The organism is Echinicola sp. 20G (assembly GCF_015533855.1).
In the GTDB taxonomy this organism is placed as follows: Bacteria; Bacteroidota; Bacteroidia; order Cytophagales; family Cyclobacteriaceae; genus Echinicola.
In genome coordinates this window covers 2,694,783-2,719,523 of record NZ_AP024154.1, presented here as the reverse complement: position 1 = coordinate 2,719,523, position 24,741 = coordinate 2,694,783, and the positions used below count along the sequence as shown (strand labels likewise).

General features: G+C 38.4%; 24 protein-coding genes. 15 read left to right on the top strand and 9 right to left on the bottom strand.

Annotated elements, in window-relative coordinates:
• Positions 1-11: 11 nt before the first annotated feature.
• From JL001_RS11465 to JL001_RS11445, 5 genes are all read left to right on the top strand, one after another.
• The gene (locus JL001_RS11465) at positions 12-1,310 is read left to right on the top strand and encodes a sigma-54-dependent Fis family transcriptional regulator (protein WP_200976211.1); all 1,299 of its coding nucleotides are present in this window, start codon (positions 12-14) and stop codon (positions 1,308-1,310) included.
• On the top strand, positions 1,294-1,839 hold the full coding sequence (locus JL001_RS11460; RefSeq protein ID WP_200976210.1) for an LptE family protein: 546 nt from the start codon (positions 1,294-1,296) through the stop codon (positions 1,837-1,839). The genes JL001_RS11465 and JL001_RS11460 overlap by 17 nt, the downstream gene beginning before the upstream one ends.
• Positions 1,840-1,878: 39 nt before the next feature.
• The gene (locus JL001_RS11455) at positions 1,879-2,757 is read left to right on the top strand and encodes a hypothetical protein (protein WP_200976209.1); all 879 of its coding nucleotides are present in this window, start codon (positions 1,879-1,881) and stop codon (positions 2,755-2,757) included.
• 11 nt (positions 2,758-2,768) lie between these two features.
• Positions 2,769-3,125 (top strand): preprotein translocase subunit SecG, encoded by a 357-nt coding sequence (gene secG / locus JL001_RS11450; protein WP_192007630.1) that lies wholly within the window; start codon positions 2,769-2,771, stop codon positions 3,123-3,125.
• A gap of 168 nt (positions 3,126-3,293) precedes the next feature.
• Complete coding sequence (locus tag JL001_RS11445) at positions 3,294-4,271, top strand: sterol desaturase family protein (RefSeq protein ID WP_200976208.1); 978 nt, start codon at positions 3,294-3,296, stop codon at positions 4,269-4,271.
• A gap of 31 nt (positions 4,272-4,302) precedes the next feature.
• Here JL001_RS11445 and JL001_RS11440 read toward each other — a convergent pair whose 3' ends face one another.
• Positions 4,303-5,010: a hypothetical protein gene (locus tag JL001_RS11440; RefSeq protein ID WP_200976207.1), complete on the bottom strand. Its 708-nt coding sequence runs from the start codon at positions 5,008-5,010 to the stop codon at positions 4,303-4,305.
• 221 nt (positions 5,011-5,231) lie between these two features.
• Here JL001_RS11440 and groES point away from each other — a divergent pair, with 221 nt between their 5' ends.
• The 4 genes from groES (at position 5,232) to corA (ending at position 8,780) form a co-directional block, all read left to right on the top strand.
• Positions 5,232-5,510: a co-chaperone GroES gene (gene groES, locus JL001_RS11435; RefSeq protein ID WP_026235705.1), complete on the top strand. Its 279-nt coding sequence runs from the start codon at positions 5,232-5,234 to the stop codon at positions 5,508-5,510.
• A gap of 51 nt (positions 5,511-5,561) precedes the next feature.
• Entirely contained in the window at positions 5,562-7,190 is a 1,629-nt protein-coding gene (groL, locus tag JL001_RS11430) for a chaperonin GroEL (protein WP_200976206.1), read from the top strand.
• Between the two features lie 194 nt (positions 7,191-7,384).
• Positions 7,385-7,780 carry a response regulator gene (locus JL001_RS11425; protein WP_200976205.1) on the top strand — a complete coding sequence of 132 codons (396 nt, stop codon included), beginning with the start codon at positions 7,385-7,387 and terminating at the stop codon, positions 7,778-7,780.
• Positions 7,764-8,780 carry a magnesium/cobalt transporter CorA gene (gene corA / locus JL001_RS11420; RefSeq protein ID WP_200976204.1) on the top strand — a complete coding sequence of 339 codons (1,017 nt, stop codon included), beginning with the start codon at positions 7,764-7,766 and terminating at the stop codon, positions 8,778-8,780. Before JL001_RS11425 ends, corA begins: the two co-directional genes overlap by 17 nt.
• Here the strand turns inward: corA and JL001_RS11415 are convergent.
• Positions 8,777-9,163, bottom strand: coding sequence for a VOC family protein (locus JL001_RS11415; protein ID WP_200976203.1), 387 nt, complete (start codon positions 9,161-9,163; stop codon positions 8,777-8,779). The two genes, corA and JL001_RS11415, sit on opposite strands and share 4 nt — an antisense overlap.
• A gap of 116 nt (positions 9,164-9,279) precedes the next feature.
• On the opposite strand from JL001_RS11415, the gene JL001_RS11410 reads away from it, so the two are divergent.
• Complete coding sequence (locus JL001_RS11410) at positions 9,280-10,011, top strand: DUF6089 family protein (protein ID WP_236252785.1); 732 nt, start codon at positions 9,280-9,282, stop codon at positions 10,009-10,011.
• Positions 10,012-10,034: 23 nt separating this feature from the next.
• Here the strand turns inward: JL001_RS11410 and rfbA are convergent, their stop codons facing one another.
• Together rfbA and JL001_RS11400 are read right to left on the bottom strand one after the other, a co-directional pair.
• Positions 10,035-10,892, bottom strand: a complete 858-nt coding sequence (gene rfbA / locus JL001_RS11405) for a glucose-1-phosphate thymidylyltransferase RfbA (protein ID WP_200976202.1) — start codon at positions 10,890-10,892, stop codon at positions 10,035-10,037.
• Between the two features lie 152 nt (positions 10,893-11,044).
• Positions 11,045-12,460 (bottom strand): alpha-L-fucosidase, encoded by a 1,416-nt coding sequence (locus JL001_RS11400; protein ID WP_236252784.1) that lies wholly within the window; start codon positions 12,458-12,460, stop codon positions 11,045-11,047.
• Positions 12,461-12,831: 371 nt separating this feature from the next.
• On the opposite strand from JL001_RS11400, the gene JL001_RS11395 reads away from it, so the two are divergent.
• Positions 12,832-13,593: a creatininase family protein gene (locus JL001_RS11395; protein ID WP_200976200.1), complete on the top strand. Its 762-nt coding sequence runs from the start codon at positions 12,832-12,834 to the stop codon at positions 13,591-13,593.
• 47 nt (positions 13,594-13,640) lie between these two features.
• Here JL001_RS11395 and JL001_RS11390 read toward each other — a convergent pair whose 3' ends face one another.
• Entirely contained in the window at positions 13,641-15,803 is a 2,163-nt protein-coding gene (locus JL001_RS11390) for a glutamine synthetase III (RefSeq protein ID WP_200976199.1), read from the bottom strand.
• A 236-nt stretch (positions 15,804-16,039) separates the two neighbouring features.
• Here JL001_RS11390 and mtaB point away from each other — a divergent pair, with 236 nt between their 5' ends.
• Both mtaB and JL001_RS11380 read left to right on the top strand, forming a co-directional pair.
• Positions 16,040-17,362 (top strand): tRNA (N(6)-L-threonylcarbamoyladenosine(37)-C(2))-methylthiotransferase MtaB, encoded by a 1,323-nt coding sequence (gene mtaB, locus JL001_RS11385; protein ID WP_200976198.1) that lies wholly within the window; start codon positions 16,040-16,042, stop codon positions 17,360-17,362.
• Positions 17,363-17,465: 103 nt separating this feature from the next.
• On the top strand, positions 17,466-17,819 hold the full coding sequence (locus JL001_RS11380) for a DUF805 domain-containing protein (RefSeq protein WP_200976197.1): 354 nt from the start codon (positions 17,466-17,468) through the stop codon (positions 17,817-17,819).
• A gap of 1 nt (position 17,820) precedes the next feature.
• On the opposite strand, the gene JL001_RS11375 is transcribed toward JL001_RS11380, so the two are convergent.
• From JL001_RS11375 to lpxK, 4 genes are all read right to left on the bottom strand, one after another.
• The gene (locus JL001_RS11375) at positions 17,821-19,065 is read right to left on the bottom strand and encodes an ABC transporter permease (protein WP_200976196.1); all 1,245 of its coding nucleotides are present in this window, start codon (positions 19,063-19,065) and stop codon (positions 17,821-17,823) included.
• A 133-nt stretch (positions 19,066-19,198) separates the two neighbouring features.
• Positions 19,199-19,810, bottom strand: a complete 612-nt coding sequence (locus tag JL001_RS11370; RefSeq protein WP_200976195.1) for a tRNA-(ms[2]io[6]A)-hydroxylase — start codon at positions 19,808-19,810, stop codon at positions 19,199-19,201.
• 7 nt (positions 19,811-19,817) lie between these two features.
• Positions 19,818-21,725 carry a putative porin gene (locus JL001_RS11365; RefSeq protein WP_236252783.1) on the bottom strand — a complete coding sequence of 636 codons (1,908 nt, stop codon included), beginning with the start codon at positions 21,723-21,725 and terminating at the stop codon, positions 19,818-19,820.
• Positions 21,715-22,782 carry a tetraacyldisaccharide 4'-kinase gene (gene lpxK, locus JL001_RS11360; RefSeq protein WP_200976193.1) on the bottom strand — a complete coding sequence of 356 codons (1,068 nt, stop codon included), beginning with the start codon at positions 22,780-22,782 and terminating at the stop codon, positions 21,715-21,717. The genes JL001_RS11365 and lpxK overlap by 11 nt, the downstream gene beginning before the upstream one ends.
• 45 nt (positions 22,783-22,827) lie before the next feature.
• On the opposite strand from lpxK, the gene JL001_RS11355 reads away from it, so the two are divergent.
• Positions 22,828-23,928 carry a Nif3-like dinuclear metal center hexameric protein gene (locus JL001_RS11355; RefSeq protein WP_200976192.1) on the top strand — a complete coding sequence of 367 codons (1,101 nt, stop codon included), beginning with the start codon at positions 22,828-22,830 and terminating at the stop codon, positions 23,926-23,928.
• Between the two features lie 3 nt (positions 23,929-23,931).
• A complete protein-coding gene (locus JL001_RS11350) occupies positions 23,932-24,714 on the top strand; it encodes a zinc ribbon domain-containing protein (RefSeq protein ID WP_200976191.1) in 783 nt (260 codons plus the stop codon).
• The last annotated feature ends 27 nt before the right edge of the window (positions 24,715-24,741 follow it).

The window sequence follows — 24,741 nt, the reverse complement described above, 5'->3', positions numbered from 1 at the left end:
CTAAAAAGTCTATGATAAGCGACGCTGAAGTACTATCCGTAAAGCAACGATTTGGAATAATCGGTAACAGCTCTTTGCTCAACCATGCCATAAGAGTGGCCATGCAAGCAGCACCAACCGATATGACTGTGCTTATTACCGGTGAAAGTGGTAGTGGCAAAGAATCTTTTTCTAAAATCATCCATTCCATTAGCACGAGGAAGCATGGCAAATTCATCGCTATAAACTGTGGTGCAATCCCTGAAGGAACGATTGATTCAGAGCTTTTTGGTCACGAAAAGGGATCTTTTACTGGTGCCCATGAGGCAAGGAAAGGTTACTTTGAAGTGACGGATGGTGGTTCCATATTTCTGGATGAAATAGGTGAAATGCCATTAGGAACACAAGCTAGGCTGTTAAGAGTTTTGGAAAACGGTGAGTTTATCAAGGTAGGCTCCTCAAAGGTCCAAAAGACCAATGTCAGAGTCATCGCTGCCACCAACGTGAACTTGATCAAAGCTGTTGAAAAAGGGAAATTCAGAGAAGACCTTTATTATAGACTTAACACTGTCCCTATCTACGTTCCACCGCTTCGTGAACGTGGAGATGACATTATTTTGCTTTTCAGGAAATTCACCACAGACTTTTCGGAAAAGTACAAGGTAAAGCCTATTTCACTCGACCATGAAGCAAAGGAATTGCTGCTGAAATTCCCTTTTAAAGGAAATATCCGTCAGTTAAAAAATTTAGCTGAGCAAATCTCGTTATTGGAAGAGGATAGAGAGGTGAATGCCATCACATTGGCGAAGTATTTGCCTTCTGATGAATCCAACTTACCTGCCCCATTTGGTCAGAACATGGGCAAATCAGGAGAAGGTTCCAGTGATTTTTCAGAAAGAGAAATCTTATACAAGGTGTTGTTTGACATGAAGAAAGACATGACTGACTTAAAGAAGTTGGTCCTGGATTCTTATCAGTCCGGCGGGCTGAATCAAAACATCATCAAGAAGCACCACTCTCTTTTCGAAGATATGGATGATTCAGTTTCGTTTGAAGATACTCCTTCCAACAAACCATCCTCGTCCATGCCTATCGTATTGGAGTCTAGCTCATCAAACCCTTCTCAGCAGGAAGACTATGATGATGAAGGCATTGAAGACATCCTCCATGAGGAAGATGACAACTCTCTTTCCATTGAGAAAAAAGAAAAAGAGTTGATCGTAAAGGCACTTAGAAAACATAATAATAAGAGGAAATATGCCGCTCAGGATTTGGGGATTTCGGAAAGGACTTTGTACCGTAAAATCAAACAGTATGATATCAGTGAGTAAAAGCAAGCTCATTTTCATTTTATTTTGCCTTCCAATAGTTTTTCTCACAGCTTGTAAGGTAGAGTACAGTTTTACCGGGACAACTTTGGATTATAATGTTACCCAAACATTTTCGGTAGCCAACTTCTTCAATGATTCAGGAGGAGGCCCTGCCAACATGGGGCAAAACTTCACCGAATCATTAAAAGATTATTTCCAAAGAAACACCCAGCTAGAGTTGGTACAATCAAGTGGTGACCTTCAGTTTGAGGGAGCCATTACCAGATACTCGGTCACTCCACAGGCAACAGTTACCAGTACAGACCCAAATATCCCTGACAGGGCTGGACAGATGCGTTTAACGATCGCTGTAGAGGTCAATTACATGAACTTGTCCAACGAAGAAGAGGATACTAAAAAGACTTTTTCTTTCTATCAGGACTATGACCCTAGGACAACGTCATCATTAGAGGTAGAAAGTGATTTGATCGAAATAATCTTTGAAAACATCATTCAGGATATTTTCACCTCTACTGTGGCTAATTGGTAATTTTCTTTAAATTAGGAACAGAATCAAAACCAAAAACTTGTGAACGCAGCCCAACTTTTAAGCCTTATCAAAAACAGTAATTCCCTATCCAAGGAAGATTTCAGAGCCTTGATTAAGCTACATGAAACATTCCCTTACTTTTTAGTCCCCAAAGTATTGGCTGCAAAGTATGAGCAAAAAATATCAAATGGAGAATCAAAAGAGTTGCTTCATTGGGCTGCAGTCCAAAGCCCAGACAGGTCTTGGCTAAAGCATCTAATTGAAGAAGACATTTCTTTCGTTAGCTCAAAAGACATCACTTTAGAAAAGGGTTCTGCAAGCCTTAATACTGAAACACAGCCTAAAAAAGAGGAAAGTCAAGCCACACCTCAAGCAGAAAAACAAGCTGAAGTATCTGAAGAAATAACAAGCAGGGCTGAGGTATTAAAGAGACTGGAAGAAAATCTCACCAAACTAAGAAAACAAGAGGAAAAGCCGTCTTCCGATACTGAAGAAAAGACTGCTTCCACAAAGTCCCCATCCGATGAGGGGAAAGTAAATCCCGCCACAAAAAAGCCTTCTAGACCTTCATCTAGAAGAAAAAAGGTCGGGGATGACCTTATAGAGACCATCAAGAAGAAAGAGAAAAAGGTTATTAAGGATGCCAAAAAGAAAGAACAGATTGACATCATTAAAGCCTTCAGTAAAAAGGAGATCAAGCTGGCCACTATCAAGGAAAACGAAGATATCGCCAAACTCCAGGACCTATCTGTACAAAGCACCCAACTGAATGACAACCTTTTATCTGAGTCTTATGCCAAATTACTGGTTAAACAGGGCAAAAAAGACAAAGCGGTTGAAATTTATCAGAAATTAAGTTTGAAGTTTCCGAAGAAAAAGACTTATTTTGCGGACTTAATAAAAGAATTAAAAGATTAAAATCAATAAATATGTTTACTTTATTAATCAGCATCATCATCGTTTTGGCCGTGTTATTGGTTCTAGTGATCTTGGGTCAAAACTCTAAAGGCGGTGTTGGCGCGGCATTTGGAGGAAGCGCTTCTCAAATCATGGGAGTTACCAAAACCGGTAATATTCTTGAAAAATCCACTTGGGTACTTGCGATAGCCATATTGATTCTTTCCCTTGGAACTTCTGCATTCTTGGAAAGTAACAATGGTACCACGGATGAATTTACTTCTCCAAACATTGAAAGTGCCAAGGAGCAAATGATAACTCCTACTTTTGGTGATGACCAAAGTATACTTCCAGCAGAAGAAGAATCTGAAGCAGACACTGCACAATAAGCTATAAGAATCACAACAAATTATAAGCCTGATCGTTGATCGGGCTTTTTTATTTTCATAGAATTAATCAATCTAAAGAAATGTTAATTTGTCCCTTATCGCTTGGTAGAGTGGCTTTTTAGCATTACCTTTTACTTTAGCTTTATTTTAATCACTAAAAGTTATTTTATGTTTGAAAACTATAAAAGTCTTGAGGATTTGGGAGCCAATGATTGGCCCAACATCATCCTCTGGGCAGCCCCTGTTATGTTTGCTTTGGTATTTGCCGAATGGGGTTTAAGTATTTATAAAAATAGAGACTCTTATGACGGGAAAGACTTTTTGGCCGCTTCCACCATTGGCCTGATCAATGTGGGAATAAGCGCTGTGATCAAGGTAGCACTATTCACAGCAGTTCTTTTCTTTTGGAATATTGTTCCTTGGAAAATAGCACCTTCCTGGTGGTCCTTTATCTTGTGCTTTATTGCCATTGACTTTGCAAGGTACTGGGCTCACAGGGTTGCTCATGAGCAGCGGTTTTGGTGGGCCACTCATGTCACCCATCATAATTCCAACAAATACAATTTCTCGGTATCATTCAGACTAAGTTGGACTCAGCACATTAAGTTCATCTTCTTTATCCCTGTTGTGATGATTGGATTTGACCCATTTGTCTTCTTTATCTGTCATCAAATTGCCGTTTTGTATCAGTTTTGGATTCATACAGAATACATCAACAAGCTTCCTGCACCAATAGAATACATCTTCACAACGCCATCCCATCATAGAGTACACCATGCCAGTGATGAGCATTATCTTGATAAAAACTATGGATCTACCTTTATCATTTGGGACAGGATGTTTGGAACTTTTATGCCGGAAGCCGAAAGGCCAAATTATGGCATTACGAAACCAGTGAACACCTATAACCCTGTCACATTGGTTTTCCACGAGTGGTACGATATTGTAAGTGACCTAAAAAAGGCAGAAAGCAAAAATGAGGCTTTTAAAATCCTATTTGGAAAGCCCGGTGATGAAGTTATCAAAAACCGTGAGCTGAAAAGACAGAAAGAAAAAGAGGAAGAAAGCAGTCTAATCAATCAATCAAAAAGACAACCAAGCCCAATCTTAAACGAACAGGAACCCTCGCTTCTTCAAAAAGAATAATCGAATCAAGCCCGGAAATTCCGGGCTTTTTTTATGCAATCATTTTCATCAATATTCTCTTGCTTATTGGCACCAAGCTCTCTTCCAAGGGAACAACCTTAGCACTGTGCACTCGCCAAGTGGCTGGATTAGGTAAATGCCGATGATTTTTCACAAGATCAAGTTTTATTTGCTCATAAGTATTGGCCAAGCTTTTGGTAGCCTTGGAAATAAACTCAAAAGCTATCCCTCTTAATTTTTCGAAACTGTTCTCAAACAACTTCACCTGATAACTGTAAATATGAACATCGGAAGATCTTTCAAATGAAATAAAAACATAGCCCTCCTTCTGATAGATAGGTGACAAACCAATAGGCTCAACCACCAAGTTATCTTCTATAAAATCATAAATATCCTTTCCCTGATCAATGTAAGATCTGATTTTAGGTATGGAAAAAGCAATGATATTGTCCAGCTCTTTCATCAACTCCCCTTCTCCATGCAATTGTTCATGGTTAAACTTCATTCTTTTATAATCAACCCCCACGACTCTTTTGGGAAAAGCGCTTCGCAAGGAACCTTTTGATTTTTCCAAATCTTGAAGTTTATGGTAATGCTTAATCAAATCAGCCAAAGGCGGATAAAGCTTCACATCCCCAAAATGCTGATCTACTTCTTTCAAATAAGCCATCAACAAGTATTTCTTATATTCGAAATCAATCCAACCTTCTGAAATCCAGTTTTCCGACAATGTTTTCATAGTTTACCATTTTAGTAGAATTTAATAAAAAGCTGACAAACTTACTAAGTCCTAAAAGTAAAATTGTCAGAGCAAACAGTCATCTCACCTTATAATATGTCAGAAACAATATCCATTTCACGACTTTCTGTCATGGATAATTATCATTTTACACTTGGCACAAGAAATGTAATAGAGGCATCAGGAATCATAGAAATTAACCTAAAAAAATCAATACTATTATGTCAAAAGTGAACATCAAACCTCTTGCAGACAGAGTTCTAGTTGAACCTGCTGCAGCTGAAGAGAAAACAGCATCTGGACTTTACATTCCTGACACTGCCAAAGAAAAACCACAAAAAGGCACTGTTGTAGCTGTTGGCAATGGAAAAAAAGATGAACCACTTACTGTCCAAGTAGGCGACACTGTATTGTACGGCAAATACGCCGGTACAGAACTTTCAGTAGAAGGTGCTGATTATTTGATTATGAGGGAGTCCGATATTTTCGCGATCCTTTAATCAATCACTCCAGTAGTTTATTTTAAGTAAAAACTAAAAAGTAACAAAAAAATGGCAAAGGAATTATTTTTCGATACAGACGCGAGAGACAAACTGAAAAAAGGTGTTGACGCTCTTGCAGAAGCAGTAAAAGTAACATTAGGCCCAAAAGGTCGAAACGTAATCATCGACAAGAAATTTGGCGCACCGACTATCACTAAAGATGGTGTGTCTGTAGCTAAAGAAATTGAACTAGAAGAGCCAATCGAAAACATGGGAGCTCAACTAGTAAAAGAAGTAGCATCAAAAACTGCTGACAATGCTGGTGACGGCACTACCACTGCTACTGTTTTGACTCAAGCTATCTTTAACGTAGGTATCAAAAACGTAGCTGCTGGTGCTAACCCAATGGACCTTAAAAGAGGTATCGACAAGGCTGTAGCGGCTGTTGTTGCTGAATTGAAAGCTACTTCTAAAGAAATCTCTACTTCCAAAGAAATCGCTCAAGTAGGTACTATCTCTGCTAACAATGACGAGGAAATCGGTAACATGATTGCTGATGCCATGGATAAAGTGGGGAAAGATGGGGTCATCACTGTTGAAGAAGCTAAAGGTACTGAAACTGAAGTTAGAACTGTAGAAGGTATGCAGTTTGACAGAGGTTACCTTTCTCCTTATTTCACTACCAACACTGAAAAGATGGAAGCTGAATTGGAGAATCCTTACATCTTGATCTACGACAAGAAGATCTCTTCAATGAAGGAATTGCTTCCTGTATTGGAGCCAGTGGCTCAGTCAGGCAAGCCACTTTTGATCATTGCTGAAGATGTTGACGGTGAAGCGCTAGCTACTTTGGTAGTAAATAAAATCAGAGGCGCCCTGAAAGTAGCAGCTGTAAAAGCTCCTGGTTTCGGTGACAGAAGAAAAGCCATGTTGGAAGACATCGCTATCCTTACTGGCGGTACAGTTATTTCTGAAGAAAGAGGTTACAAACTTGAAAACGCTACCGTTGAGTACCTAGGTACAGCTGAAAAAGTAAATATCGATAAAGACAACACTACTATCGTTAACGGTGCCGGTGAAAAGTCTGCAATCGAAGGTAGAATTGCTGAGATCAAATCTCAAATTGAAAAGACCACTTCTGATTACGACAGAGAGAAGCTTCAAGAAAGATTGGCTAAGCTTTCTGGCGGTGTAGCTATCCTTTACATTGGTGCTGCTACTGAAGTGGAAATGAAAGAGAAAAAAGACAGAGTTGATGATGCACTTCATGCAACAAGAGCAGCCGTTCAAGAAGGTGTTGTTGTAGGTGGTGGTGTTGCTTTGATCAGAGCTTCTTCTGCCCTAGAAGGCCTAAAAGGAGAAAATGAAGACCAAGACACTGGTATCAACATCATCAAACAAGCTATTGAGTCTCCATTGAGATCTATTGTGGCCAATGCTGGTGCTGAAGGTTCAGTTGTAATCAACAAAATCAAAGAAGGAACTGGTAACTTCGGATACAATGCACGTACTGACAAATTCGAAGACTTGTTCGAATCTGGAGTAATTGACCCAACTAAAGTTACTAGACTTGCTTTAGAAAATGCTGCATCTATCGCTGCACTACTTTTAACTACAGAATGTGTCGTAGCAGATGTTAAAGAAGAAGGCGCTCCAGTACCTCCAATGGGTGGTGGAGGAATGGGGGGCATGATGTAAGTCTTTCCCTTTCCAAGTACATTAAAAAAGAGGACAGTAACATGTTCTCTTTTTTTGTTTATGAACTCACCTATTCCGTCAATATCCCCAGAAAAAATAACGATTTGGACCTTTCAATATTTTTTTTTCTTTAAAATATAATTGTATCTTACTACGAATTGGTATAGAAGATTGGAAATTTTAAGGTACGATTGATGTTTTCATTTGATTCAATTGTTTTAATAGATGACGACCCTATTAACAACCTCATTAACAAGAGGTTGATCAGTAAAATGAACCTAAGTTCTAATGTTGAAGAATTTTTAGAGGCAGAAAATGCATTAGAGCAAATCATCTCTTTAGGACGTGATAAAAAGCTTTTAATTTTATTGGACATCAATATGCCTGTCATGAATGGCTGGGACTTTCTGGATCAATATGAGCAAAATTGTACCGGAAGAGATGACATCATCTTAATGCTTTCCAGTTCCATTGATTTTCAGGACAGAAAAAAATCAGAAGAATACCTCTCTGTCCAAGGTTTTATTGAAAAACCATTGACGAGCCAAAAGCTAGTAGAAACACTGCCCGACCATGTCAAAAAACAATGATATCGGCGAAATAACTTCTCCCATTCTTGAGCTTTATAGTTTTGGTGAAAACAAATTCGAGAAACACCTCATAAAGAACGTTGAACAAGTCCAACCTTTCCTTCTTCAACAAGACTACAAATTTTGGCTAAATATCAGCACCATTTCCAACAAGGAACTGATCACCCAAATAGGCACCTTGTTCAATTTGCACCCATTGGTTATCGAAGCCATTATCGATCCAGATCAACGTCCTAAAATCGAAGAATTTGATGATTACATTTTCATTGTCACCAAGATGTTGTATTCCAAAAATGGTGTAAAAGAAATTAAAGTTGAGCACTTGAGTATTCTCTTTGGAAGCAACTTCATCATTTCATTTCAGGAGAATCCACAAGATATTTTCGATCCCATCAGAACAAGACTAGAAAACCCAAAAGGCAAAATGAGAAGATTGGGAACAGATTATTTTACTTATACGCTCATTGATTCAATTGTAGATGAATACTACGCCATATTAGAACTCATCGCCGATGCCATTGAAAAAATGGAAGACCGAATCATTGGTCAGAAAAACAACATGAACCTATCTGATATTTACCACCACAGAAAAACACTGAGCAAGGTACGAAAAAATTCATGGCCAATGAGAGAAATTCTTTCACAGTGGAAGAAATCAGATCATGCGCTAATCAAGCGAAAAAACATAACATACATCAATGACATCTATGAAAATAGTATTGAAATATTAGAGAACTTAGAGTTACAAAGAGAAGCGATGGGCACCTTGGCCGAAATGTACATGACTCAACTGAGTACCAAGCAAAATGAGGTCATGAAGACCCTCACAGTTATTGCTACTATTTTTATTCCACTTACATTTATTGCTGGTGTTTATGGAATGAACTTTAAAGAAATGCCCGAGTTGGAATGGTCATTTGGCTATCCCATCATCTGGCTGATCTTTATCATACTGACCGCCTTGATGATTTACTATTTCAAAAGAAAAAAGTGGTTTTAAATTTCATAAAGTTCCAAAGGCAAACCATCAGGATCCTGAAAAAAAGTAAACTTCTTACCCGTCAATTCATCAACCCTTATTTCCTCAACTGCAAAGCCTTGCTCCACCAAATATGATGAAGCCTTGTTGATATCTTGAACAGAAAATGCCAAATGTCTCAAGCCACATGCTTCGGGTCTACTAGTCCGAGAAGGGGCTGATGGAAAAGAAAATAACTCAATAACATAATGATCATTTAATGCCAAATCAAGCTTATAGGAATCTCGCTTTTCCCGATAAACTTCTCTAATGATACTTAAACCCAAAATATCAGTGTAAAACTCTTTAGACACTTTGTAATTTGAACAAATAATAGCGATGTGATGTATTCCGGTGAACTTCATTTTTTAACAATTTCAACATCAAATAAATGTATTTTGGCACACATATTGCAACTTTTAAAAAATAAATTTACATATATTTACGTTTTAAACACATGTACCAACACAAATAAAAAACCATGATTCTTAAACCTATTTTTTGCCTATTATTTTTGATGGCCACATTTGCCGCAGGCAGCCTCTCTGCCCAAAATTTTTACAGAGAAAGAATTCCCAGGATTTATTCACTTCACATTGCTGCAGGACCAGGGTCAATTTATGCTGACAATGGAGGTCCCTATAGAAATTTTGAATTCCCAATATCCGGAGCTGTTACAGTCGCTGCTGCAAAGAAATTAAACCACAGGATTAACTTAAGAGCATCGATGGGGTTCCAGCATGTAAACAGTAATGTTGAACACTTTTCAGATAGGGCTTTTGAATGGGGCGAAGAAAATAAAGCTTATGCATTCCAAGGAAATGCCTTTTATCTAGATATAATGCCAGAGTTTTACTTTATTCCTTTTGAGACCCATATCATGAGGTCAAGATTTAATGGCTATGCAGGCGTTGGTCTTGGCTTCTTGGCAGTCCCTGGCGAACAAGCTGTTGCATCCAATAACCAAAATAATGTTATCATCAATAAAACAACCCCCACCTCTCTTTATGTTCCCCTAAGAATTGGAGGTACTATGGCATTTGGAAACAATTGGGACATCGGTTTTGAAGCAAGTCTTCTTACAGCCCTCTCAGATGAACTTGATGGCAATGCAGGCAGCAACACAACCAATGACATGTTGATGCAAGGTCAGTTTTTTGTCAAAAGATATCTTTCTCCATTTCCATTTTGGAAAAAATGGTTTGCAAAATAAAAGAACAGAATTCATTCTGCTCTTTATAAAAGTCTTTTTAAATAAGTACCGTAACCACTCTTCCCAAGTTGATCAGCTAGCTCGAGGAGTTGATCTTTATCAATAAAGCCTTTTCTATAAGCTATTTCTTCTACACACCCTATTTTCAAACCTTGACGCTCTTCAATCACCTCCACAAATTGACCAGCTTGAAGGAGAGACTGATGTGTCCCTGTATCTAACCATGCTGTCCCCCTACTTAGTATCCCCACACTTAGTTTACCTGCTTTTAAATAAGCGTTATTTACATCTGTTATCTCAAGCTCTCCTCTTTCACTAGGCTTTATTCCTTTGGCAATTTCCACAACTTGGTTGTCATAGAAATAGAGTCCCGGAACTGCAAATTTAGATTTTGGTTCTTTTGGCTTTTCTTCGATGCTAATAGCTTTCTTGTCTTTGTCAAACTCCACCACTCCGTAACGTTGAGGGTCATTAACATGATAAGCAAAAACAACCCCTCCCTCTGGATCGGTATGGTTCATCAATGTTTCTTGCAAACCTGACCCATAAAAGATATTATCCCCTAATATCAATGCCACTTTATCATCACCTATAAATTCTTCTCCGATTACAAAAGCTTGTGCCAAACCTTCTGGCTTAGGCTGAATTGCAAATGAAAACTCGCAGCCCAAATGGGAGCCGTCTCCCAACAACTTTTGAAAAGCTTCTGAATCTTCGGGAGTAGTAATAATCAAGATCTCCCTGATCCCAGCCATCATCAAAACAGATAATGGATAGTAAATCATTGGCTTATCATAAACAGGCATAAGTTGTTTACTGACCGCAATAGTTAATGGATACAGTCGCGTTCCGGATCCACCGGCAAGAATAATCCCTTTCATAATAAAAGTATTTCTATGGTTTACGAAGATAAGGTTAGAATTTCTAAATAAGAACCCTAACATCTATATGGATTCAAAAAATGAGCCAAGAAGTCAAAAAAAAAAGCCCGAAGGGAATCCTTCCCCCCAGGCTTTGACCCTAATAAATATTTTTATTCATTTTCAAAGGCAAAAACAATTGCTTCTTTTTGCTTGATCTCTTTTCTTATTTTTTCTGGAATTGTCACTACTATTTCTTCCCCTACTTTATTCACTTCCAATTTCTTATTGCCATCCAGTAGACGTACGCTTTTCCCTTTTACCGACTGTTGAGTAGACCAAGAAACAGTATTTGGAATCCCCATGTTCTCCTCCACCAGAAGAATGGCAAAAGTCTTTCCTTTCTTATCCTGAGTAAAATAAATGTTATTTTCTTTGTAATAATTGACTGTCCTAGTTCCATAGATAGCTTCTCCATTCACCTCCAACCAATCTCCAATACCTTTCAATCTTTTCACATCTTCATCAGGAAGGGTTCCGTCAGGTTTTGGTCCCACACCTAAAAGTAAACTTCCTCCTTTGGCAACCACTTCAACTAAAGTGTGTACTACCTTATTCACTGACTTGTAATTCTGTCTTGGATGATAACCCCATGAGTGCCCCAAAGTCATACATGACTCCCATGGCACATCAAGTTGCTCGGCAGGAACACTTTGCTCAGGAGTTTGATAGTTCTCATATGGACCATGCACGGTTCTATCCACCATCAAAACACCAGGCTGTGCCTCTCTAGCCATCTTGGCAATCTTTGGCATATCAATATCCTGACTCCACTCAGGGATCCTAGCTCCCCATGAAAGCACCTCTTCATTCACCGTTTCCAATGGACGAACCCATCCACCATCTAACCACAAAATATCAATAGCACCATAATCATGCATCAACTCCCCTATTTGGTTATAAGTAAACTCTTTGTACTTATTCCATCTCCAAGGATTTTTGCGAATATCATAGTTATTATTCCTGTCAGCTGTCGCGTACTTTGACCACCAATAATATTGAGAATGCCAGTCAGGTTTGGAGAAATACGCCCCAATCATAAAGTCCTTTTTTCTAAAGGCCTCAAAAACATACTTGGCCACATTCGATTTAGGGTGATTTTTAAAAGGGCCTGCTGTAATTTTATAATCTGTCTGTTGGGTATCGAACATATTGAACCCATCGTGGTGCTTGGTGGTAAATACCAAGTATTTCATCCCTGCTGCATCTGCTGCATCTGCCCACTGATCTGGATCAAAATTGACTGGATTAAACTCGTCTGCTAAACCCCAATACCACTTTTTGAAGTCATTATAGGTAACTGTACTGTCTCGGTTGATCCAATCTTCAGAACATAAAGCCCATGACTCAATCATCCCTGGAACGGCATAAACACCCCAGTGAATAATCATTCCAAATTTCAAATCCTGCCATTTATCAAGTTTTTGAATTACCAAAGGATCCTTTGGCGCCTCATAAACACTAGAGCGACGATGCAAGTTATCATGTTGGGCATAAGTATTCCCACTAATCAAAATGATCCCTAACATCAATATAAGCCAGCTCTTTTTTAACATACTAAATAGCAACAGGATTCAAACTATTAATTACAGGAAATAAAATTACAACTTTAATTTAATTTTTAAAAATTTTAAAAAAGATATTAGAATTAACCAAACATTTAATTTTACTCAAATTTTAAAAATATCTCCGGATAATTAAAGTATTTCTAACCATTTAAAGAAGTGGAAGGAATTTCTTATATTATTAGAGCACGCTGCTTTAATTAGAAATAAAGACCGGTGTATTTTTCAAAAGGCTTGCTATTACCCCAAACTTAGAGATTGACATAAAGAAATTCAGGATCAAACCATGATCTTCATTAACCATTGACAAACATCTTATAATTCACAGAACACTCATGAGACCTTACATTCTTGCTGAATCTAACTGGAAAGACTTAAAACACACAAATATTGACTTGGCCATTTTACCATGGGGTGCAACAGAAGCCCACAACTATCACTTACCTTATGGCACTGATAATTTTGAAGCAGAATCCATTGCTGCAGAAGCCGGAAGATTGGCCTATGAATCTGGAGCCCACATCATGGTTCTTCCAACTGTCCCTTTTGGGGTTAACACTGGACAGTCGGACATTTTTTTGGACATGAACCTTAACCCTAGCACCCAATTGGCCATTGTAAATGATATTGCCGAAGTGCTTCACAGACAAAAAGTCAGAAAACTTCTTATCCTCAATAGCCATGGGGGAAATGATTTTAAAACAATATTAAGAGAATTGGGACTAAAGTTTCCCGACATGTTTTTCTCTAGCTGCAACTGGTTTAAGGCCTTGGACAAAACCCAATACTTTGAACATGAAGGAGATCATGCTGATGAAATGGAAACAAGCCTTATTCTGCACCTTCAGCCAGACTTGGTACTTCCATTAGAAGAAGCTGGACTTGGAGAAGAAAGAAAATCACTAGTGGAAGGCATCAGGGAAGGCTGGGCTTGGTCCGAAAGGAAATGGTCAAGAGTAACCAGAGATACTGGAATAGGCAACCCTAAAAAAGCCTCTAAAGAAAAAGGAGAAAAGTACTTTAAGGATATCACTAAAAAAGTGTCCAAATTGTTTATTGAACTCGCTGAATTGAACCAATACGATCCTTATGAATAAAAAAAAGCCGGGATTTCTTCCCGGCTCTTTACATTTACTTGTTAGTCTTATCTCAAGAACAACATTTCTCTATATTTTACTAATGGCCAGAATTCATCATCAACGAACAACTCTAGCTTATCAGCTGAATACCTGATTTTATCGAAGAATGCATCTTTTACATCAGTACTGTAACCTTTAGCTCTCTTAACGATATCTTCCTCTTTGTTCAGCTTTCTTCTGGCATCGATCATCGCAAGAACATTATCCTTCAATGATTCAATATGCTTGCTGATCTCGCTTACAGTTTCAATAGCCGCTTTAGCATCTAAACCTAAGCCTTTCAATCCATTAGCGTTTTCGATCAATTTGTTTTGATACTGGATGGCTGTTGGAATGATGTGGTTCAATGCAAGGTCTCCCATCACACGAGATTCAATCTGAACCTTCATGATGTAGTTTTCCAAACGAATTTCATGTCTTGCATGAAGCTCAGTGGCATTAAGAACATTATGCTTTTCATAAAGAGAAGCAGTAGATTTCGCTTCCAATACGTCTAATGCAAATGGAGTACTCTTCAAGTTAGAAAGACCTCTTTTCTCAGCTTCATTAGCCCACTCTTCAGAGTAGCCATCTCCTTCAAATCTAACTTTCTTACTGTCTTTGATGTATTTTCTCAATACATTAACGATAGCAATTTTCTTCTCGTTTCCACCTTCCATTTCAGCCTTGATATCGGCATACATATTTTGAAGGGTTTCAGCAGCAATTACGTTCAAAGCAGTCATTGGTCCAGCCACGTTGGCAGAAGAACCTACGGCTCTGAACTCAAACTTGTTACCTGTAAATGCAAAAGGAGAAGTTCTGTTTCTATCAGTATTATCCAATATGATTTCAGGAATTTTGTTGATTCCTAACTTCATATACATATTATCACCTTTTTCGATCTTGATGTTTCCGTTCTTCTCTAATTCGTCCAATACACCAGTAAGCGTAGAACCTAAGAATACAGAAATAATTGCAGGAGGTGCTTCATTAGCCCCTAACCTAAAGTCATTCGCTGCCGAAGCGATACTTGCTCTCAAAATATCAGCATGATCGTAAACAGCTTTTACTGTTGCCACCAAGAAAGTTAAGAACTGAAGATTTTCTCTTGCAGAATTACTTGGCTGGAACAAGTTAACACCAGTATCTGTGATCAAAGACCAGTTGTTATGCTTACCACTACCGTTCAATCCGGCAAATGGCTTCTCATGGAACAACACTTTAAGACCATGTTGATCAGCCACCTTATCCATCATATCCATCAACAATTGGTTGTGGTCGGTAGCTTTGTTGATCTCTTCGAATACAGGAGCTACTTCAAACTGACCTGGAGCCACTTCATTGTGACGCGTAGAAACAGGAATACCTAATTTCCAAGCCTCAATTTCGAAGTGCTTCATGAAAGCCTTCACTCTACCTGGAATAGATCCAAAATAGTGATCGTCCAACTGCTGGCCCCTTGCTGGGTTATGACCAAAAACAGTTCTTCCAGCCATTACCAAGTCAGGTCTTGCCGCATAAAGCGCTTTGTCGATCACAAAGTACTCCTGCTCAACACCCAATGAAGGATTTACTTTCTTTACATTTCTGTCAAACAATTGACAAATTGGCACAGCTGCAGCACTCACTGCGTCAACTGACTTCAACAATGGAGTTTTATAATCCAAAGCCTCACCTGTGTACGACACGAAGATGGTTGGAATACAAAGGGTGTTCTCGAAAATAAACATTGGAGAACTTGGATCCCAAGCTGTATAACCCCTTGCTTCAAATGTAGTTCTTATACCACCATTAGGGAAAGAAGAAGCATCTGGCTCCTGCTGAACAAGCGCTGAACCTTTAAATCTTTCTATCCTTGCGTGTGCATCGAAGAAAGTATCATGCTTTTCTGCTGTAGAACCGGTCAATGGCTGAAACCAGTGGGTATAGTGTGTAACACCCTTTTCTAGCGCCCATGCTTTTGCTGCAGTAGCTACTTCTTCGGCACTGGAAGTATCAATTTTTTGTCCTTTTTCGATCGCCTCACTTACCTTCTTATATACTGAAGGAGCAAGAGCTTCTTTCATTTTAGAAAGACCGAAAACTTCAGAACCAAAATAATCGGAGATTTTTGTTGACGGGGCTGCAAAAGACACATCTTCTCTTGACTGCACCATCATTAATGATTTTTGTCGTAAAGTTGCCATGTTTTAATAATGTGGTTTAAAAACTGTAGCGAAGATAAGCAAAAATCTGAAATAAAAAGAAAAATCGCACTATTTTGAGCCAATCTTTAAAAAAAACGCATTATTTCAACAAAATAAGCTTCATTTCATCACGAAACCTTTAAAATAACGGTAAATTCCTCATTCTGAACCAAAAATTGAAAACCAAAATAATATACTTAAATTTGCACTCTAATATAAAATCAAGGGGGTAAGATTTGAAAAAGGTAGCATTTTATACATTGGGGTGTAAATTAAACTACTCCGAAACTTCTACAATAAGCCGTCAATTCGAAGAAAAAGGCTATAAAAAGGTTGGTTTTGAAGACAGCCCAGACATCTTTATTATCAACACATGTTCTGTCACCGAGAATGCCGACAAAAAATGTAAGAAGATTGTAAAGGAGGCTAAAAAGATCTCCCCAAACTCCTATGTGACCATAATCGGTTGCTATGCTCAACTGAAGCCTAAAGAAATTTCTGAGATAAAAGGCGTAGATGCTGTTTTGGGAGCTGCTGAAAAATTTCGTTTGATCGAACTTCTTGATGGCTTTGCCAAAGAGCAAGAAACCAAAGTACTTGCCTCCGAGATCCAGGAAGCCACTACCTTCAACAATGCCTACTCCATGCATGACCGAACCAGGACTTTCCTCAAAGTCCAGGATGGCTGCAATTATGGTTGCGCTTTTTGTACAATTCCCCTTGCAAGGGGAAAAAGCCGAAGTGATGCTATTGAAAACATCCTAAAATCGGCTCAGGAAATTGCACAGACCGATGTAAAGGAAGTGGTTTTGACCGGAGTCAACATAGGCGATTTTGGTATTCAAGATGGTAAGAGAAAAGAAAGGTTTTCTGATCTTGTCAAAGCGTTGGACGAGATCAATGGTATAGAAAGGTTTAGGATTTCATCAATTGAGCCAAATTTGCTTACCAATGAGATCATTGAATTTACTTCCCAATCCAAACGTTTTGTCCCTCATTTCCATATCCCTCTTCAATCTGGTAGCAATACCATATTGAGAAAAATGGGTAGAAGATACTTACGTGAACTTTATGTGGACAGGGTCTCCAAAATAAAAACATTGATGCCCCATTGTTGTATTGGTGTGGATGTGATTGTTGGCTTCCCTGGAGAAACCGAAGAGCTATTCCTAGAAACTTATAATTTTCTGAACGAGCTTCCAGTCTCTTACCTTCATGTATTTACCTATTCTGAAAGAGCCAATACCAGAGCATCTGAAATGGATGAAGTTGTCCCTATGAAAGTAAGGCATCAACGCTCCAAAATGCTTAGGATATTATCAGAAAAGAAAAAAAGGAAGTTCTATGAAGAAAACCTAAAAGGCACCTTTGATGTCTTATTTGAAGATGATGTAGAAAATGGTTTAATGCATGGTTTCACTGAAAATTATATTCGGGTATCAGCCAAATATGATCCATTACTCATAAACGAGATCAAAAAGGTAACCCTTTGGGACATCAACGAAAAAGGCACTGTATATGTAGTAGAACCAGAGATCATATATGAACAACATGTTTAGAATTTTAAAACGCTCCAAATGGAGCGTTTTTTGCTTATTTACCTAGCAAAACAAATTTCATCTCTTTCTTGTTGAAGTAATATTAATATAAACCCTAAAAACCATGAAGACTGTTCTTGAACCCACCGGAAGGATTACCAGAAGAAAATACCTTGCGCTGTTTGTAGTATTTTATTTTATTAATTTGCTTTGCCTGATGATCATGTATGAGTCTATCAAAGTTCAAAACTGGTTGACCCTTGTGATTTTTGGAATCCTTTTAATTACCACCATCATTCTACTTTTGGTACAGGCCATAAAAAGACTTCATGATATAGGATTAGACTGGAAGTATGCCCTCTACCTGCTTATTCCACCACCAGTAAATCTAATTGGTTTCGTTTATTTGGGGATCAAGAAAGGAGAAGAAGGAAAAAACCAATATGGCCCTGACCCTAGAAAAACGGACATTGTCTAATTTATTCGTACCTCAAAGCTTCGATCGGATCGAGTTTACTGGCCTTAATAGCAGGGATTACACCGGAGATCAAACCTACGATAATACATACAACGAAAGACAGGATCATCCACATCCATGGAATCAAAAAACCTCCAGGCCCTACAAAACTAGCAACAATATTCCCTATCCCAATCCCAAGTAACACACCAAAAGCTCCACCAATTACACAAATTACTATCGCTTCAATCAAAAACTGTTGGCGTATTTTTTTTGGTGTAGCTCCTAGAGCTTTTCTAACGCCTATCTCTCGGGTACGCTCCGTTACGGAAACCAACATGATATTCATAAGCCCCACCGAAGCACCAAGCAATGTAATAAACCCAATGCTAAAACCACCAATTCTCAAATAACCAGCAACTTCTTCCAAGCTTTCTCCCACATTATTGGATTTTATCACTTCAAAAGAGTCTTCCTCTCCAATCCTGTCCTCTCTCACCTGTCTCATCACTCCAGTTGCTTGCCCCATTTCATAATCCATCTTGGTAGGATCTGACGCTGAAGCAGTAATGGTATACCTAAAATTACCTGTCTGATCTAGCCTTGATGCATTTTCAATGGGTATAAAAATATTCCTATCTGCGCCAGAATCTCCACCAACAGCACCTTGTTCTTCTAGAACCCCCACAATGGTATATCGATTACCAAAAAATGACACATAATCCCCCAAAGGGTCCTCATGGTTCTCAAACAATGTTTTGAGAATCTCACTACCTATTATACAAACATTATTACCATACCTGATCTCAACATTACTGAAGTTTCGCCCTCTCTCTAAATCCAAACCTTTGAGCAACAAATAGTTTTCATCTACCCCAACAATTCTCGTATTGGGGTTAGTAGTTTCAGAACCTCTTTTTACTTCTGCAGCACCAGTAATCCAGCAATAAATTGTAGAAAGTCCCCTTGCGGAATAATTTTCCTTGAATTCAGAGGCCTGGCGAAAACTCACAGGAGGGAATTGCTTTTCCCTGACTCCTTCCATTGTCCTACTCTGACCAGAAAGGTTTTTAGACCTTACATCGAAATTATTTGCACCAAAGCCTGAGAAGCTCTCTTCAATCTGTGCCTTCATTCCATCTATAGCCGTCAACATACCCACCAAAGAGGTAATACCAATGGCTATAATCAGCCCTGTCAAAATGGTTCTAAGCCAGTTGGACTTAATAGACCTAATGGCTTCCTTTATATTTTCGAGCAATTCCATAACGTGTCCACTTTAGAACAAAAGTCCTTTCTTTTTGGTAAAAATCAGCCTTATATTATTAATAAAAACTACACCAAACCAATATTTAACAGAAAAAAACTCAACCTTCTCTATCAAAAGTCTACAAGCGCTTTTAGTGCATTCTATCCGAGCGCACTTCCATACCTTTTAGCACTTCTCCTTCAAAAGTCAACCATTCCTGCCATCTTTTGTTTACCTTTTCTGGATCTTGATATTTTCGAGCTAACTCTAAAAAGTTAACGTAATGACCCGCCTCAGAAATCATCAGTTCATAATAAAACTGTTGAAGCTCTTTATCGGGAATATTCTTCCAAAGTAATTTAAACCGTTCACAGCTTCTTGCCTCAATCAAAGCATTCATCAATAAATGTTCTGTCAATTGATCCATTCTGGAACCTCCTTTACGGACAAATTCATACAGCTTGACCACGTAAACATCCTTTCTAGGAAACCCAAAATTGAAACCCCTCTTTCTGATTTGCTCCATCACCCTCTCAAAATGAGCCCATTCTTCAGCCACAACAGGTGTAAGCACATCCACAAGTTCATCCAAATCAGGAAATCTAAGAATCAAAGAAATACAAGAGGAAGCCGCTTTTTGCTCACAATAAGCATGATCTACCAATATATCCTCCAAATTCATCGAAGCAATATCCACCCACCTAGGATCCGTAGGCAAGTGTAGGTTCAGCATCTTGTTTTTTGTACTTTCTTCCCAACTCATACCTTCACTAATCAAAGAAATACCAACTAATCCCTAAATCCAACATCCCCTTCAACCCTGTGTATTCTGGTGTTACATAATACCCTGGCTCGGACATAAAACCACTATTTAAATGATTATAGCGGAACAGAACCCTTGTCCTGTTAATTCTTAAATTAATGAATGCATCCAAAACCGGATAAGCATAAACATTAAAGTCGTTCTGCAAATAAAACTGCTGGGTAGCCGGCATATAAGCTTCAGCATAATAATCGCTTTTATACCTGCCTTCTACACCAAACTGAATAAACAGGTGTTCATCAAACATAGGCCCATCAAAAAACAACCTACTTCTGACATACAATTCTGGAATTCTAAATTTATCTTCAGCATCACCTGTAATCGTTGTATGAATCACTTCACTCTGCCACCTTAGTTTTTTCCAAAAGGTAAAATCAGCCCTCACCCCTGGAGTCACCATAAACGCTTCTCCATTGACTTGCTCGGCTATCTGATTTTCATTAAAATAAATATAATTATTCACCCTATTCAAAGTCAATGAAGGCCTGATTGAAATACTGGCAAAATCCAGCTTAATTTCTCCTTTGATCTGATCCACTCCAATGTTTGAAAAATTATTGGTCCATTGATAATGGTTTCCTCGATACATTTCTTGCATCAATGTGGGCTTGTAAGAAGCTTTGGTATAACTCAAATCCAAAAATGGAGATATGAAATATCCGTTTACCCTATAACCATTCGGAACAAGATACTCACCATCTGCTTCAAAAGACCAATTCTCATTAATCTCCCCCCTTAAGGCGCCACCGACGTACACCTCATTAAAACGGTTATCGGCTTCAAAATTGGGACTGGTCATTCGTCCTGTCCTAAATTTTACAAACGCATTATAATAAACCGGTCCAAAATCTCCTTTAAAACCAGCCTCGTTCCTTACTTCTGAAAAATGGTGATAATTGGCGGTAGTATCCTGATTGATAAACCTGTTGTTATTGTATTGATTAAAAAAAGCTGAATCGCTAGTGGTCAAGTCGGACCAAAAAGAAACTGATTGCTTTTTCTTATCAAAAACATGATAAATCTGCCAACCTTTTAAGATTTCATATTGATGATACAAATGATAATCCTGCCTTAAATCCGTTGCACGGCTATTGCTCAGCCACACCTTGGCATCCTCGTAAGTAAACTGGAGAGAGGTACTATCCACTTCTAATGGAATGATCCCTCCCTGCTCGAAGACGGCATGATGCATTCTTGAGAAATTTGCCAGCAGAAAGTACTTTTCATTTTCAGAACGGTAATTTGTATGGATAGAATATGTATTTTGTTCCACCATATTATCATCCCTGGCATTAGGGTTAAGTGTTTTTCTGGCCCTAATGGTATTATAATTAAACCCTATATTCCACCTAGGATTGATATTCCTCGCAAAAGCGACATTAAGCATATTCCTGTTACCACCACCATAAAAAGCTTCCAATTTGGTATAGGGTGATTTGGTATCAAAATACCTCAAGCTATCTGGGGAATGATAATACAAATCATAAACATTAAAACCTGAGGTAGCTCCAATTTGATCAGGAAGCTGATAATAAACCGGCTTGGCAGCACTTCCTAAATTCCCTAAATCCTGATATTTATTACCACTCTTAAAAACTGGTTCAAAATTGTGAAAATCAGTAAGCCCAGTATCCAATGGGGTCTTTTCCGGTTTATTGTACCGAAGGCTCCTTTGAAGAAAATACAAAGAAGTCTTAGGACCATATACCATTTTGGTAGAATCATCGATCAAGCCCCTTTTGGTTTGCTCTCCTTCTCCCTGTCCTGGATTTCTATTTGGTTCAGTTTGAGAAAAAGTTTTTTGACCAAAAGCCAGTAGTGCTAAAATTGTAATAAATAGGTGCTTAAACTTCACTTTGGTAACCTTTATTTCTGATGGCCGTTGACGTAAGTTCCAATAGGGCATTCTTTTGTTTCTCTTCCATTTTTACCTGAACAGGTAACGCAAAAATCGGAATTTCTTGCAAATATCTAAGAAATTTATCGGCTTTAAGTTTTACAGCATCTTTTTCAGTCGTAATTAAAACTGGGGATTTATCCTTATACGCCTTCAATCTCTCCAAAATATGTAAGACATCTTTCTCTGAATAATGATGATGATCGCTGTACTCAAGGGTTTCTAAAAGGTTGTATTTGCTCTCCACTTTCTCTACCAACAGTCTACTATTTGCTATTCCACTTAAAAGAACCACATTATCCAATCCAGCTACTTTACCCGACTGAATATTATATGGTTTTCCATACTCCAAACCAGCAAAAAAAACAGGACATTTTTTCTTAGTGTAAAACCGAATTTCCTTTTCATATTGCTCTCTCACTGCTTCACTTACATCATCTGGGCATTTTGTAACTACAACTACATTGGCCCTTTGAGCTCCTTCTCGACTTTCCCGCAAAGTCCCCATAGGAACCACATGATCAGTAAAAAAGGGACGCTGAAAAGTCGTCAACAACAGATTAAAACCACCTTTAACATACCGATGTTGAAAAGCATCATCCAACAAAATCAATTCTGTTGCTGGCCTGTCAGCCATGATTTGGGGAATGGCCAAAATTCTTTGCTCCCCAACTGCCACAGTTATTTCATTCCCATATTTAGTATATATCTGAAAGGGCTCATCGCCCAATTCTTCTGGTTTTATACTGGACTTAGCAAGGAGATATCCCTGGGTTTTCCGTCCATAGCCACGGCTTAGAGTAGCCACCTCATAATTATCTTTAAAGGCTTCAATCAGAAATTCTACCATGGGAGTTTTCCCTGTCCCGCCCATGGAAAGGTTACCCACGACAATTGTAGGTATTTCAAAAACCACACTTTTTTTCACTCCCCTATCAAACATTCTGTTCCTCAAGCTGGTGAGGCCATCATATAAAACTGAAAATGGATATAGAAAAAACTGATAGGGCCGCATTCCTTATTTTTTTATACTTTTGAATCAAACGGTAAATACAAATATATGGTTAATTTGATTAGAGACGTAGTATCTTACCTCGAAAGCATTGCCCCTCCCGCTTATCAAGAATCTTATGATAATGCACAACTGATCACCGGAAACCCTGATGATAAGGTAAAAGGCATTTTGTGTACATTGGATGTAACTGAAGAAGTTGTACAGGAAGCGATCGATCTAGGTTGCAACATGATCGTAGCCCACCATCCTATTGTCTTTAAAGGGCTCAAAAGTCTGACTGGAAAAAACTATGTAGAAAGAACCGTAATCAAAGCCATCAAAAATGACATTGCCATTTTTGCCATTCACACCAACCTTGACAATATCCACACAGGTGTCAATAAAAGAATTTGTGACAAGATAGGACTTACCAACACAAAGGTCCTGGCCCCCAAAAAAGGCCTACTCTCCAAACTAACTACTTTTATTCCAACAGAGGAAACAGACAAAGTACTTGAAGGACTCTATAATGCCGGAGCTGGAGACATTGGCGAATATAGCAATTGCAGCTTCAGCGTGGAAGGCACTGGATCCTTTCTCCCATCTGATCAGTCCAATCCGACTATTGGAGAAAAGGGTACTATTTCTAAAGTTAAAGAAAACAGAATAGAGGTAATCTTTCCTTCCTATTTACAGGGCAACATCTTAAAAGCACTCAAAGAAACCCACCCTTATGAAGAAGTGGCTTATTATCTACAGTCCATTGAAAACGAAAATCAGGAAGTGGGCTCCGGTATGGTCGGTGAACTTAATGAGGAAATGGAAGAAAAATCCTTTCTACTTCATCTAAAGGAATCCATGCACCTTTCAGTGATCAAACACACTTCACTAAGAAATAAGCCAATAAGAAAAGTAGCAGTTTGTGGTGGAGCAGGTATATTTCTTCTTGGCGCAGCCAAAAGAGCCAAGGCAGATATGTTCATCACATCAGACATAAAATACCACGAATTCTTTGATGCTGAAAATCAAATAGTTATATCTGACATTGGTCATTACGAAAGTGAAATTTATACAAAAGATTTATTATTAGAGTTATTGTCACAAAATTTTAGTAATATTGCACTCTATTTGACAAAAGTCATTACGAATCCCATAACTTACATATAGTACATGGAAAGTACAGTTGCACAGAAACTTGATGCCATCTATAATCTTCAAAAAATAGATTCCCGTTTAGACGCTATTTTTAAAATAAGAGGAGCCCTTCCTGAAGAAGTTCAAGACTTAGAAGACGAGATAGCTGGTTACGAGACGAGGTTAGAGAAATTCAACAATGACATCTTGGCCCTTGAGGACGAAATCAAGAAACACAAAGAAGCTATCAAGGAATCTGAGAAGCTGATCAAAAAATACCAAGACCAACAAATGAACGTCAGAAACAACCGTGAGTATGACGCCATTACCAAAGAGTTGGAATTGCAGGATTTGGAGATCCAAGTTTCCAGAAAAAAAATTGGTGAAGCCGAAGTAAGAATTGAAGGCAAGAAAAAAGACCTTGCTGAACTTGATGAGACTTTGAAAGATCGCAAGAAAGATCTTGACACCAAGAAAGATGAGCTTGACACTATCGTAGCTGAAAGTGAAGCTGAAGAAAACAAGCTAAAGACTGAAAGAGAAAAAGCTACCAAGAAAATTGAAGAGCGTATTCTTAAGTCTTACAAAAAAATAAGAAACAATGCCAAAAATGGTTTGGCTGTTGTGGAAGTGAAAAGAGGCGCTTGTGGTGGATGTTTCAATATCGTCCCTCCACAAAGGCAGGCCGATATTCGTGAGAAGAAAAAAATCATCGTTTGTGAACATTGCGGAAGAATTTTAGCTGATGTTGCTGACGAAATTGAAGACGAAACACTTCCAAAGAAAAAAAGAAGCACTAGAACTACAAAAAGCAAATAATATAAAGGCTGTCCAAACGGGCAGCCT